General features: G+C 43.8%; 15 protein-coding genes. 8 read left to right on the top strand and 7 right to left on the bottom strand.

Annotated elements, in window-relative coordinates; all coding sequences use genetic code 11:
• The first annotated feature begins 39 nt into the window (after positions 1-39).
• On the top strand, positions 40-927 hold the full coding sequence (locus OCW38_RS20990) for a LysR family transcriptional regulator (RefSeq protein ID WP_010431782.1): 888 nt from the start codon (positions 40-42) through the stop codon (positions 925-927).
• A 97-nt stretch (positions 928-1,024) separates the two neighbouring features.
• Here the strand turns inward: OCW38_RS20990 and arsB are convergent, their stop codons facing one another.
• The 3 genes from arsB to OCW38_RS20975 form a co-directional block, all read right to left on the bottom strand.
• Positions 1,025-2,080 (bottom strand): ACR3 family arsenite efflux transporter, encoded by a 1,056-nt coding sequence (arsB, locus tag OCW38_RS20985; RefSeq protein ID WP_016767363.1) that lies wholly within the window; start codon positions 2,078-2,080, stop codon positions 1,025-1,027.
• A gap of 105 nt (positions 2,081-2,185) precedes the next feature.
• A complete protein-coding gene (locus tag OCW38_RS20980; RefSeq protein ID WP_016767364.1) occupies positions 2,186-2,527 on the bottom strand; it encodes an ArsR/SmtB family transcription factor in 342 nt (113 codons plus the stop codon).
• Between the two features lie 134 nt (positions 2,528-2,661).
• Positions 2,662-3,186 carry an HPP family protein gene (locus tag OCW38_RS20975; protein ID WP_016767365.1) on the bottom strand — a complete coding sequence of 175 codons (525 nt, stop codon included), beginning with the start codon at positions 3,184-3,186 and terminating at the stop codon, positions 2,662-2,664.
• Between the two features lie 140 nt (positions 3,187-3,326).
• Here OCW38_RS20975 and OCW38_RS20970 point away from each other — a divergent pair, with 140 nt between their 5' ends.
• Together OCW38_RS20970 and OCW38_RS20965 are read left to right on the top strand one after the other, a co-directional pair.
• A complete protein-coding gene (locus OCW38_RS20970) occupies positions 3,327-3,899 on the top strand; it encodes a TetR/AcrR family transcriptional regulator (RefSeq protein WP_016767366.1) in 573 nt (190 codons plus the stop codon).
• Between the two features lie 78 nt (positions 3,900-3,977).
• Complete coding sequence (locus tag OCW38_RS20965; protein WP_010431776.1) at positions 3,978-4,775, top strand: Cof-type HAD-IIB family hydrolase; 798 nt, start codon at positions 3,978-3,980, stop codon at positions 4,773-4,775.
• Between the two features lie 90 nt (positions 4,776-4,865).
• On the opposite strand, the gene OCW38_RS20960 is transcribed toward OCW38_RS20965, so the two are convergent.
• Positions 4,866-6,065, bottom strand: coding sequence for an MFS transporter (locus OCW38_RS20960; protein WP_010431768.1), 1,200 nt, complete (start codon positions 6,063-6,065; stop codon positions 4,866-4,868).
• A 202-nt stretch (positions 6,066-6,267) separates the two neighbouring features.
• Between OCW38_RS20960 and OCW38_RS20955 the strand changes: the two genes are divergently transcribed.
• Complete coding sequence (locus OCW38_RS20955; protein ID WP_010431765.1) at positions 6,268-6,915, top strand: DsbA family oxidoreductase; 648 nt, start codon at positions 6,268-6,270, stop codon at positions 6,913-6,915.
• A gap of 34 nt (positions 6,916-6,949) precedes the next feature.
• Positions 6,950-8,158, top strand: a complete 1,209-nt coding sequence (locus OCW38_RS20950; RefSeq protein WP_016767367.1) for a winged helix-turn-helix domain-containing protein — start codon at positions 6,950-6,952, stop codon at positions 8,156-8,158.
• A gap of 63 nt (positions 8,159-8,221) precedes the next feature.
• On the opposite strand, the gene OCW38_RS20945 is transcribed toward OCW38_RS20950, so the two are convergent.
• Positions 8,222-9,160, bottom strand: a complete 939-nt coding sequence (locus OCW38_RS20945; protein WP_016767368.1) for a LysR substrate-binding domain-containing protein — start codon at positions 9,158-9,160, stop codon at positions 8,222-8,224.
• 106 nt (positions 9,161-9,266) lie between these two features.
• Between OCW38_RS20945 and OCW38_RS20940 the strand changes: the two genes are divergently transcribed.
• From OCW38_RS20940 to OCW38_RS20930, 3 genes are all read left to right on the top strand, one after another.
• Complete coding sequence (locus OCW38_RS20940; RefSeq protein ID WP_010431757.1) at positions 9,267-9,590, top strand: putative quinol monooxygenase; 324 nt, start codon at positions 9,267-9,269, stop codon at positions 9,588-9,590.
• A gap of 3 nt (positions 9,591-9,593) precedes the next feature.
• Complete coding sequence (locus OCW38_RS20935) at positions 9,594-10,568, top strand: Gfo/Idh/MocA family protein (protein WP_016767369.1); 975 nt, start codon at positions 9,594-9,596, stop codon at positions 10,566-10,568.
• A 198-nt stretch (positions 10,569-10,766) separates the two neighbouring features.
• Positions 10,767-11,105, top strand: coding sequence for a hypothetical protein (locus OCW38_RS20930; protein WP_010431750.1), 339 nt, complete (start codon positions 10,767-10,769; stop codon positions 11,103-11,105).
• 318 nt (positions 11,106-11,423) lie between these two features.
• Here the strand turns inward: OCW38_RS20930 and OCW38_RS20925 are convergent, their stop codons facing one another.
• Together OCW38_RS20925 and OCW38_RS20920 are read right to left on the bottom strand one after the other, a co-directional pair.
• On the bottom strand, positions 11,424-11,639 hold the full coding sequence (locus OCW38_RS20925) for a hypothetical protein (RefSeq protein WP_016767370.1): 216 nt from the start codon (positions 11,637-11,639) through the stop codon (positions 11,424-11,426).
• A gap of 179 nt (positions 11,640-11,818) precedes the next feature.
• On the bottom strand, positions 11,819-12,577 hold the full coding sequence (locus OCW38_RS20920) for a DeoR/GlpR family DNA-binding transcription regulator (RefSeq protein ID WP_016767371.1): 759 nt from the start codon (positions 12,575-12,577) through the stop codon (positions 11,819-11,821).
• Positions 12,578-12,625: the final 48 nt, after the last annotated feature.

The raw sequence follows: 12,625 nt of genomic DNA, 5'->3' as shown, positions 1-12,625 counted from the left end.
TCATCAAATATGGTGATAGTAAGTGTTGGGAGATACCGAATGTACAACATTGAACAGCTAAAAATGTTTGTGTATGCCGTTGAATTAGGGTCATTTTCTGCAAGTGCTCGCCAACTTGGAAAAGTGCAATCGGCGGTGAGCCAAGGCATCAGTAATCTTGAAATAGATTTTAATGTTAAGCTTTTTGATCGTTCGACTCGAAAGCCCTCACTAACCAAAGCGGGCGAGCAGTTATTTAAACAGGTCAAAGCAATCGTGCTTCAGGTTGAAGACCTGAATGTGACGGTTAATGCGATGGGGAGCGGTGAAGAAGGACTCATTAAAATTGCATTAGATGATTCATTATTGGTCCCGAACCTATCTAAAATCCTAAGTGAGTTTAGTAAACAGTTCCCTGCGACTGAAGTTGAACTGGTGGCGTGTACCACAACAGAGGTTAATCCGTTGATTATCGAAGAGAGGGCTGACATTGGATTAATGTTTACCAACTTGGCTTTTGACGTCGGATCTGAGCCATGTTTTATCGGTCACTTACCGTTTATTGCTGTGTGTCACCCAAGTCATGCGCTCGCAAAAACAGGTGTTGCGAAACTCTCTGACTTACTTCCGCATCGTCAGTTAATGTTGAGGGGAGACAAAGGTAAGGTGATGGATCAGTTTCCGCTGATTGCCGGAAAGGTATGGTGGTCAAACAGCTTTATTGTTATCAAAGAGGTGGTGCTCGGCAGTGATATTGGTTGGGCTTATTTACCCAAACACCTTGTCGAAGAGGAGTTGGATAAGCAACGTTTAGTAGAGATTAATGTCTCATTCGATCACAAAACATGGTCGCCACCCGTTGATCTTGTTTTGTCTAAAACACGCTCGAAAGGTCCTGCATTACTTTGGCTTGAACAGGCCCTGAAAGGCTTATTGGACGAAACGTAAACTGGACGAAACTGAATAAAGAAAAGGCTCACCGTTTAACGTGTGAGCCTTTCTGTTTTATGTGATGCAGTTTTTTGTTAGTGCTAGATGCTAGATGCTAGATGCTAGCTTTAACGGTTTGACCGTTGTAGTACTTGTCTTTCATCTTAAGCGCAACGTTCACTAGGTAAATCAGTACTGGTACTTCAATCAGTGGACCGATAACGCCTGCAAACGCTTGGTCTGAGTTGATACCGAATACAGAGATTGCTACGGCAATGGCTAACTCAAAGTTGTTGCCTGTCGCTGTGAAGGCAATTGATGCGTTCTTGTCGTACTCAATGCCCATCTTCTTACCAATGAAGAAGCTGATGAAGAACATCGCTGTGAAGTAGATAGTCAGTGGAACAGCAATCAACAATACGTCCATTGGCAGTTCAACAATCATCTCGCCTTTTAGGCTGAACATCAGAACGATCGTCGCCAGTAGCGCAATCAGTGTGATTGGTGAGATGCGTGGAATGAACACATCGTTGTACCACTGCTCGCCTTTCATCGACACAAGGATCTTACGGCTTAGGAAGCCCGCTAGGAATGGGATACCTAGGTAGATAAGAACACTGTGTGCAATATCGATCATCGAGATATCAACCATCATGCCTTCGTAACCAAATACTGGTGGAAGAATGCTGATGAATAGCCATGCCATAAAGCTGTAGCTCACCACTTGGAATGCACTGTTTAGAGCAACCAATGCCGCACCGTACTCTTTGTTACCGCCGCCGATGTCGTTCCAAACCAGAACCATTGCCACACAACGAGCAAGACCAATCAGGATCACACCGACCATGTAACCTGGGTGATCACCCAAGAACGTCAGCGCCAATACAAACATTAGGATAGGGCCAACCAACCAGTTCATGATCAGAGACAGTTTAATGGCTTTCTTATCTTTTACCACAGTGCCCAATAGGCTGTAGTTAACCTTAGCCAAAGGTGGGTACATCATTAAGATAAGGCCAATCGCAAGTGGAATGTTGGTAGTACCAACCGACATCGATTCATTCCACTGTTCGATCTGTGGGAACAAGGTGCCAAGCAGAACACCAAGCCCCATCGCAATAAAGATCCACAGTGTTAAGTAGCGATCTAGAAAACCTAACTTTGGTTTCATGATATTTTCTCTTTAGTTGATATCGTTAATCGTCGAAAAGCGATATTAAAAAACAAAAAAATACGCTTAGTTTGTTCTGTATTCGACAAACTAAGCGCGATGAATCTATTTTAATATGGTATCGATTAGCGTCTCAAATTGCTGAATCTTATCTCGATTAATGCGGTAGCACATTTTCGGTGGTATCGATTCAGCAGTGATGAAACCAGAGCTTTTCAAGATTCTTAGGTGCTCTGATACTGTTGATTGCGCCAAACCTAATTCGCTAACCAAGTCGCTGTTCAAGCAGCCCCCCGATTTTTCTAGCGTTGAAAGGATACTCAATATACGAACTCTTGCCGGGTGAGCAAGCGCTTTGGCCAGAGCCGCCATTTGCGTTTCAGCTTCGGCATCACCATGTCCGATTGGTAGAGCACAGCCACCAGTTGTAGGGCAAGTTTCGTTCATATTGATGTTTCGCTTTCTATAATCGTTAAAAGACGATTAATAGTAAGCCCATTTTATATAAGGGTCAATGTGATCTTTCAATTTGCTTTTAAATTGGATGTCAAAATCCATATTTATCATTGAAATTCAATGGACTAAGACTTGGATGAACCAAACCAGTATAACGGCCACTTTTGTTGTGAATCGCTGTTATTCAATAGCGCACTGATACCAATCAAAGCGATGCTGCCTACTAATACGGGAGTGAATAAGAACGTCCAATCCACATGCGTGGTACCCGCTAAAGCTATCACAATCGGATTAGCGCCAGCGGGTGGGTGAACCGCACGAAAGTATTGCATTAGCATGATGGATGAGCCGACAGCGATTGCCATGGTCAAATAAGAATCCCCAAAGCCATATAACGCGATTAAGCCCACAGCAGCCGAAATAAAGTGACCCGCAATGACGTTTCTAGGTTGAGCTAACGGCGATGTTGGCACCGCAAACAGCAGTACGCACGTCGCACCAAATGGAGCCATTAACCACGGGAACCCAGAGCTTTCTGCTAATAAGCACAAGATTAAGATACCGAGCGTACCGCCAATAAAACCTTTAACAAGCTGGCTTATGCTTGCTTTCGGAGGAAGGGCTCCACCACCAGATAGTTTGTTGATCATAATCGTTTCCTCTTCGTTTTCTGTTTTTTATTGAAAGTGTACAGATCTGTACTGTTTGATTTGGATGATACAGATCTGTACACTTCTTGCAACGAGAAATTGAGCTCTACGATTTCAGAGCGAGTCGAGGTTGATGAACGATGAGTAAAAAAGATCTGATTCTGGATGTAGCAGAATCGTTGTTTAATCAGTTTGGTTATACCGCTGTTGGGGTGGATATGATTAGAGATGAGGCAGCGGTTTCCAAAACATCCATGTACCGCCACTTTGGATCGAAAACCAAGCTGATTGAAGCCGTGTTAGAAAGGCGTCATCAGCGTTTCGAGTCGAGTTTAGAAGCGGCACTATCATCAACTTCTGGATTACAAAACCAACTCGATGCGCTGTTAGATTGGCACCTTGCATGGTTTGAACAACCTGACTTTAAAGGCTGTATGTTCATGCACGCGCTGGCTGAATTTAAAGAGTCTGAAGATGACATTGCGATGCTCTCGCGACAGCACAAGGTTTGGCTCAAAAATAGCATTCGTGATGTGTTAAGAGGTAATAAAGAAGTCGACACTGCAATACTCGAATTACGCAGTGAATCGGTTATGACTTTTATCGAAGGACTTATTGTAAGAGGTGAATTTGGTCAGCTTGATTCAAAGTCAGACTCAAACAGACAAGCCTACCGAAAAGCATTGCATTCACTGGCTATTCTAGCGATATAATCGAACGCAGAACCGTTACACAAGATAACGAAAAATCATAATTTACACTTTAATCTTTACTTATAGGTAAGCCCTGAAATGCCACAACAGAACATCAAATTTATCGCTGCTGATATGGACGGCACTCTGCTTAATGAACACGGAAAGTTAGACCCAGAATTCTTCAATCTTTATGAGCGACTAGAAGCTCAAGACATCATTTTTGCTGCGGCATCGGGCCGCCAGTACTACAGCTTGATGGAAACTTTTTCCCCGCTAAAAGATCGCATGATGTTCGTTGCTGAAAACGGCACATTAGTGATGCACAAGGGCCAAGAGCTTTACAGCTGCTTACTTGATACTGATGCCATCAAAGAAATCATTAAAGAAGCGCGTGCGATTGAAGGCGCGCATGTAGTGCTATGTGGTAAGAAATCAGCGTACATCGAAACCAAAGATGAGCGTGCTCTGGCGGAGATCTCTAAGTACTACCATCGCCGAGAGCAAGTAGAAGACTTACTGGCGGTAGAAGACGATTTCATCAAGGTGGCTATCTGTCACTTCGACGGTTCACAAGAGAAAGTGAACCCAACTATTGATGCCAAATTCGGTGAGAACTACCAAGTGGTTGTGAGTGCAAAAATTTGGTTGGATGTGATGAACGCTGAAGCGTCAAAAGGTGCGGCGATTAAGCATCTACAAAACACATTAGGTTTCACTTACGAGCAGACCATGAGTTTTGGTGATTACCTGAATGACTTGGAAATGCTTAAAGAGAGCTACCACTCTTACGCGATGGAAAACGCGCATCCCAAGTTAAAAGAGATCGCACGTTTTAGCGCGCCAAGTAACGTCGATGCCGGTGTATTCCAAGTACTTGAGAAGTTGCTAGCGTAACGCGGTTAAGCTCAATCCGATTTTTATCAAAGCCAACTCGTGAAGATGAGTTGGCTTTTTTGTTGGTGAGCCTGAGCTTTATAATTCGTCTTAACATTGATTCGCCAACGTACATTCAGGTTTGATTTGTTTACCAAGTTTACTCATCCAAAATGTAGCAGCTAGAACCACAATCCCTGCAATGATAAAACCGTACACAATGGCATCTGCTTGCGCCAATACCGCAATCAACACATAGCTTAGGCTTTGTGTGAGTGTGGCAAATAGGGCTAGCCCTCCATCCACTCTTCCTCGCTGTTTCATTGCCACCGCGTGGTGCATCCAATTGGTACGTGCGATTCTATTGAGCGCGTTGAATGCCCCGAAGATGAATGTCAGCACAATGATATACGCTGGGTTTTCTACTTGGCTCATGAGCAGTAAAGAGACGGCGATAATCACCATGGCTAATTGGATGATTGTTTTGTGGGAAGCGGACTTTAGAATTAATGGTAAAGACACGCCAATGATCAATGCACCCATGCCGAGTGAGATGTTGTAAAGCGCGAGCCAATCTCCGGTCACATTGAGCTCTGAAAACCAGATAGGAACCAATCGACTTAAAAAAGTCATCATCGGATATGAGAGACAAGAAACAATCAGGAATCCGTAGAATTGTGGCGACTGAGAAAATACTTCTTTAATCTCGGTTAGCTGCTGCTTGAAAGGTGCGTTGACGCTGTCCTTGATTCGTCTTCTGTACGGTGTCATTAGGTAGCTGATAGCTGAAATGGTCGAAGCAATACCTGCAAAAATCGCAAACTCATTGATGCTCCATTGTTCTAGTAGCACAACGCCCAAAGCCCCAGCACCTAATGTTGTCGACTGCAGAATAATTTCTTGGTGGCTAGAGATTTTGGCGTATTCGTGGTGATCGTAATTTTCTTGTGTAAAGGCGTTGTTGGTGTGCCATGCAAGGCTACTTGAGACCCAAAAGATCAGCTGAGCCGCACCTAACACCATAATCGAGCCAAATCCGAGCCAGTATATAGCTGCGACAATAAATGCGGTTGAAGCTTGAATTATCTGCGCGATGATCAGAATGTGTTTACGAGAATGGCGGTCGATCAACGCAGAAAAATACGGGGTTACTAGAAAAGTTGTGACGGTACAAAGCAGGGCGGTCAGTGCGACAAAAGTCCCCATGTTAGGTGTCGCTAGCATTAACCAAGGCAGCGCTAACATAAACAGCCCTGAGCTGATGCCATCAAAGAAACGTCCGGTAAGGTAGGGTGGTGTTTTTCTCTTCATATCGTTGTCTCATAGTCTCTGTTTTGCATAACTCTACAACTTAAAGTTAACTTTAAGTCAAAGGTTAATTGGCAGAAGTTGAAGTTATTTTGGAGGGAAGATATTGATATTTGAACGATTGTTCATCTTGTTGTAGTCTAATCAGAAAGATGGGTATTCACTTTGAATTGGATACACTTTACTAACGACATTTGGAATGACGATGAGCAATAAACTTCAACTCGATATTATTTCTGACGTAATGTGCCCATGGTGCGTGGTCGGTTACAAAAACTTAGAACAAGCCATTGCTGAGCTTAGCTTGGCAGGTCAAATTGAACTTGAATGGCAGCCGTTTGAGCTGAACCCTGATATGCCGCAAGAGGGTGAAAACATGCGAGACCATATCATGAGAAAATACGGTTCTAGCGCAGAAGAGAGTCAGCGTTCACGTGAGCAGATCGTGGATCGTGGTAAAGCGGTTGGGTTCGACTTTAACTTCTATGAAAGTATGAGAATGGTGAATTCACGTCATCTGCATGTACTTCTCGACTTTGCGCTAGCGTATGGCAAGCAGACTGAGTTAAAGCTACGTTTCTTTCATGCACATTTTACAGAAGAAAAAGATCTGTCTGATCTTGAGGTTATTGCTCAAGAACTTGAAGCGGTTGGCTTGGATTCTAATAAGGCATTGAAGCGTCTAAAGAATACCGATAACTTGAAGAAAATCCAAGCTCAAGAGTTTGAATGGCAACGCATGGGTATTTCAGCGGTGCCAACAGTGGTATTCAATCGTAAAAGTGCGGTAACAGGTGCTCAGACGGTAGAAACGTACAAGCAAATTCTTCAAGAACTTATTGCTGAATCATAAGCCGATCATTGATATCAATTAGAGTCTGAATCTCATGGAATCACTGTCACTCGCTCAGGCGCAAAAAATGGTACTGCTTTCGCAGAAATTGCCACCTAAGAAGCTGCCGCCTAAAAAGCAACGTAATGGCGGCTCCTTGGCGAATACGCTGTCTGCGATTGAAAACCTTGGGTATGTGCAAATTGATACCATCTCTGTGATTCAGCGAGCTCACCATCATACGCTGTGGAATCGTAATCAAGACTATCAGCTTGATCATCTCGACAAGCTGTTAGAGCGTCGAGAGGTGTTTGAGTATTGGTCGCACGCCGCCGCGTATTTACCCATGCGTGACTTCCGATTCAGCCTACATCGCAAGAGTGGATTCGCAAGCGGTAAGCTTAAGCATTGGTATAAAAAAGACGATGCCCTGATGGCGCATGTTCTCAAACGTATTGAGAGCGAAGGGCCGTTGATGGCGAAAGACTTTGAAGGGGATAGGCCAAACCCCGGTGGGTGGGGCGGTAAACCGGCCAAGCAAGCATTGGAAACCTTGTTCATGCAAGGCGATTTAATGGTGCCAAGCCGAGTGAACTTTCATAAAGTGTATGACTTAACCGAGCGAGTTTTACCGAGCGGAATTGATACCTCTGAACCGACTGAACAAGAGTACATCGAGCATCTGATAACTCGTTATTTAGAGGCTAACGGAGTTGGAATAGCGTCGGAAATGAGCTACCTACTCAAGAACACAAAGCCTCTTATTCAGAAAACACTCCAACAGATGTTTGAAAATAATCAGGTGCTGAAAGTGGATGTTCAAGGTTCTGATTACTATGCTCTGCCGGATGCCTTTGACCTGTTGAATCAACCCCTTTCTAGAACCAAACTAAAGATACTGTCGCCATTTGATAATTTGTTGATTCAACGTAAACGAATGCAATCATTGTTCAACTTTGACTACCTCCTTGAGTGCTATGTGCCAGAGGCCAAGCGTCAGTTTGGTTACTTTAGTTTGCCTATTCTGTGGCAGGGTGAGCTGGTGGCACGAATGGATTGCAAAGTTGATAGGAAGAGTGGCTTACTCAATATTCGTAACTTGGTTGTTGAAGATCGAATCAAAAACCATGAATTATTAATTCACGCCTTATGCGATGAGCTTAAACACTTCATGGTGTTCAACCAATGTGATGAGATGGTCGTCCATAACACTACTCCTTCTGAGCTTGGTAAGCACTTGATGAGTCATTGGCAAATGGTTTAGCGTTCATCGTTGCTTTAAAGCCATTAGTAACGCAGCCCACCTTAGTTACTCAGATCACTCTAGTTATTTAGAAAGCTCGGCTAACAAGAACTCGACAAAGGTTCTGTTCTTCAACGACAGTTGCTTGGTCTTGTAGAGTAAGTGAATAGGTTTGGGTAACGGTGCCATGCCGGGCAAGATCTCCAATAGCATTCCACGCTCAATTTCTTCGGCAACTAAGATAGTCGGCTGTAACAATACGCCTACGCCTTGAAGGGCAGCATATCGCAACACATCCCCATTGTTCGACATCAAACGTACTTGCCCTTTATTCACCGCGCTATGCGTTGCTTGGTGGTTCTGAGGAGCTAGGAGTTGCGATTCACTGCTTTGCGCACCCCGCGCTTGTGTATCTCGACCACTCACATCACGACGACTGCTATAGCTGAATCCAAGCGATGGGTGTTGTGCAAGGTCTTCCAACACACGGATTTCTGCATGTTGGTTAAGGTACTCAGGAGCCGCGCAGTAACACATCTCATAATCCCCTAAGTATCTAGCGACTAAACTAGAGTCAGATAGATCGCCGATTCGCACAATCAAATCAATATCGGATGAATAAGGGTCGACAAGGTCATTGTTCAACACGAGTTCGACGTTGATCGTTGGGTGATTTGCGAGGAACTTAGCCACTATCGGGGCAAGTACCTTGTTTCCATAGGTGACCGGGCAGTTTATTTTTACCGTGCCTTGAGGCTGGTTTTCCAAGGTTTGAATCAGGTTTTCAGCATTGCTGAGGTCTTCAAGAATTCGTTTACATTCTCGATAATAAAGCTGACCTGAATCGGTTAAAGATTGCTTACGCGTGGTGCGATGAATCAGCTGAGAGTTAAGGCTCGTTTCAAGGTGGTGGACATGTTTACTGATCATGGTTGCCGACAGGTTGAAGTGGTTGGCGGCGCTGCGAAAGCTGCCTTGCTCCACTACGTAAACGAAGACCTTCATGCTAGTTAACTTATCCATTAAACACTCTCAGTTGATAAATAATAAACAAAAGGTGAGTTTATCAATTATTAGGGGTTAATTATATTAATGGCAAACCGATAATTAACTTAAATAAGAGCGTGAAATGCCTCAAACAAACGAAACCATCTTTGTGACTGCCGAACTTAAGATCAAAACCAACATTGAACGTGAGGCTGCGGTTGAAGCTATCGAGCAGTTTTGCCTAGACATGCAAAGCGAACCTGGCTGCCTACAAGCAATTGCGACCTATGATCAAAGCCAAAGCGATCGTGTGATTTTGCTTGAGCAATACGCAAACCGCGAGGCTATTAATCAGCACTTTGTGATGCCTCATACCCAAGCGTTTATTGAGCGTGATATTACGGAATTGGTGCAAGCATTTGAAACACAACGTGGACCTATCAAAACACAAGAGCAGGAGATCTAAGACATGAAATGGGGAATCCTAGGAACCAGTTTTATCTCAGGTGTAATGGCCGATGCGATTAAAGGTGATGCTCAAAGTGAATTGTATGCCGTCGCTGGACGCACAGAGAAAACACTCAATGAGTTTGCTGCACAGTACCAGCCAACACGAACCTTCAACAGCTACGAAGCCTTGATTGAAGACGAGTCGGTCGGCATTATCTACATTGCTCTTCCAAACCACGTTCATCACGAATACGTGATTAAAGCGGCTCAAAAAGGCAAAGCTATCTTGTGTGAAAAGTCTCTGTCGGTTGATATGGAAAAAACCGAGCAAGCTTTGCAAGCAGTGAAAGAAGCGGGCGTATTCTTCGCTGAAGGTCTGATGTACCTAAACCATCCACTGATCGCCAAGCTTCATCAAGAGCTAGCGACAGGTGAGATTGGCGAAGTGCGCTCTATTCAAGGTTCCTACGTTGCGGCGATTGATCAGTTCGTTAACCCTGCGAGCAAGGGTGCACTGTACAACTTGGGTTGTTACCCAATGTCGCTGATTCACTCTGTTGCGCAGCAGCAATTTGGCGAGAGCGTGTTCGATGATGTACAGATCTCAGCAATCGGTCGACGAGGCCAAGATGGCAATATTTGTGAATCGTCGGCGATGATGCATTTTAATGACCGCTTTACCGCACAAATCCATACCGCAGAAGACCACGGCTTAAAGCATGGCTTCACGATTCTAGGCAGCAAAGGCTGCATCACTCTTGATACTAACCCATGGTTACCGACCGAAGAAAACTCGTTTACGGTAGAGATCTATGAAACGTCGACACGTGAAGTGAAAGTTGCAGCCCAAGGCGACGGTTTCCACTATCAAGTTCGTAATATTCGCCAAGCAGTTGAGCGAGGTGACACACAACTTGCTGCGCCAATGGCGACCCATCAAGACTCGCGCGTAATCATGAAGCTATTAACCGATTGGGATCTCGCGGCGAGTTAGTGTTTTAGTCAATTCTATGTTCGCCTCATGCTTGATAGCCTTGTCAGTGATCAAGCAGGAGGCGTTTCCTCTATATCTTCTAGCCGACTCTCCTAATAAATACTTTGCATTTGAAACGGCCACAGTGTCCAATGTCGGTTAAGACAACATTGACAGAAAAACCTTATTTTTTAAGGTGTTAAATAGGACCTTTGCCGCATGCGTAAATCAGACAAGAAGATCGAGAATCAAATCAGAGATGTGTTAAATGATGTTTGTGAAGATACACTGAAAGGCTTCGATGGTTTTTTGTGGGTGACTCACTCGGTCAACTTCTCTTCATTCCCACAAAGTTTAAAAATTGTCTGTGTATTCGATACCAACCAGGATAGAACGAACTTCTTAAATGGCGAAGGTCAACAGAGTGTCTCTGCGGCAATCCAACAAGCGTTCAATCAAGTTGGGATTCAACTGAAGAATATCGATAAGCACATCAGTTACGATACACAAGAAAATTGCGACCGAGACCATCAAGGGAAGTGGAATAAAAGGCTTTAATACTTTTTCTGCTTTAGAGCCCCCCTGTGTTGTGATCAAAAGGTCGTGAAATGAAAAAAGCTTAAATATCGCTTAACAAGAACACACTGCTAAGTGTGTTCGAGCAACTTTTAATACCAGCCTTATGGCTACTCGCAGGAAGTGTCGTTTGGTTTGTTTGGTTTGTGTGGGGGATTAACGTTGTCCCCTTTGACGATCCTTACCTCTCTGATACTGAGTATCAGCGTCTAATTAAGTAAGAAACTCAGCTGATCAATATCGGCCTATGGGTAGGCAAGCTTTATATCGCGTGTGTGGTGATGTTTTTTATTGTACGCGTTAGGAAAGTGCTTCGAGCCTCAAGCGATTGATGAAATCAGTAAGGGTTTCGCTTTGAACAACTTTTTGTATCAATTTGACCTGGGCTTCGGTCATGGTTTTCGCAAGTGCATTTTCTTGTTCGATGCGTTCCATTCGCTCACTAAACGTTTCGGTGTGCGCGGAAAATACAAAAGTAACGGGTAAAACCAATGCCAAAAGGCGCTTGAAAAACATAACCTAACTCGTTGAATGGACTCATGACTATTATGCCGACCAACGACAATATTATTAATGAATAAACACGCTTAACTGTAAAAATTATTTTTATCGAGTGGATAAATAAATGTTCTTGGAATTGGGTTATTCAGGCTCTGAATGTTTGGTTGGTGAGCCTGAAAATTGATGAGGATCCGTTACGAATTAATGACCTTAATACCTTTGTCTTGAAGTTCATCAATCACACTACTCGAAAGATCAATATCGGTGATCACGCCATCAAGCGCGCTTAAATCTAAGGCGTGGAAGGTAGCGATGCGCCCGTATTTGGTTGAGTCTGAAATCAGATAGTTTGAATTAGCTGCTTGAACAATGGCTTGTTTGACTAACACCTTATTTTCACAAGGTGTCGAGAGCCCTTTTAGATTCCAAGATGAAGAAGAGATAAACGCAATATCAATATTCATCCCTGCCAAAAACTCAGCCACTTTACCCCCAATACTCGATTGATTTTCACGGTCAATCTTGCCACCAGTATGGTAAATCTCAGATTGTGTGTTGTTCATTAGGTACGCGGCAATTGCGAAGTCATTGGTGATGATAAGCAGATCACCTCGCCCTGCAAGTTGGTGGGCGATCTCCAAAGAGGTTGTTCCAGCGTCTAAGTAGATAGTCGAATACTTAGGAACCAATTGAGCCGCTAGTTGACCTATTTGAGCTTTTTCGCTTGCTTGCTGTTCTACCTTTATGTCGTGTGACAATTCGCTGTGAAGTGCTTTAGTCAGCTGAACACCGCCCGAAACTGAAATCACTTTCCCTGATGTCTCTAGCTTTACGATATCCCGACGAATGGTCATATGAGAGACCTCTAGGTGCTCTACAAGCTCAGAAATACTGATCACTTCTTGGTGTGATAATAGTGACAAAATGGTTCTCTGACGTTCCGCTGGAATCATGATTCTTCTTCTATGTTCTTATTTTTCATCATCCTATCAATCTTTCTC

It is taken from the genome of Vibrio cyclitrophicus, assembly GCF_024347435.1.
Classification (GTDB): Bacteria; Pseudomonadota; Gammaproteobacteria; order Enterobacterales; family Vibrionaceae; genus Vibrio; species Vibrio cyclitrophicus.
Note: the sequence above shows the minus strand (reverse complement) of the source record. Positions and strands in the feature narration are given on the sequence as shown.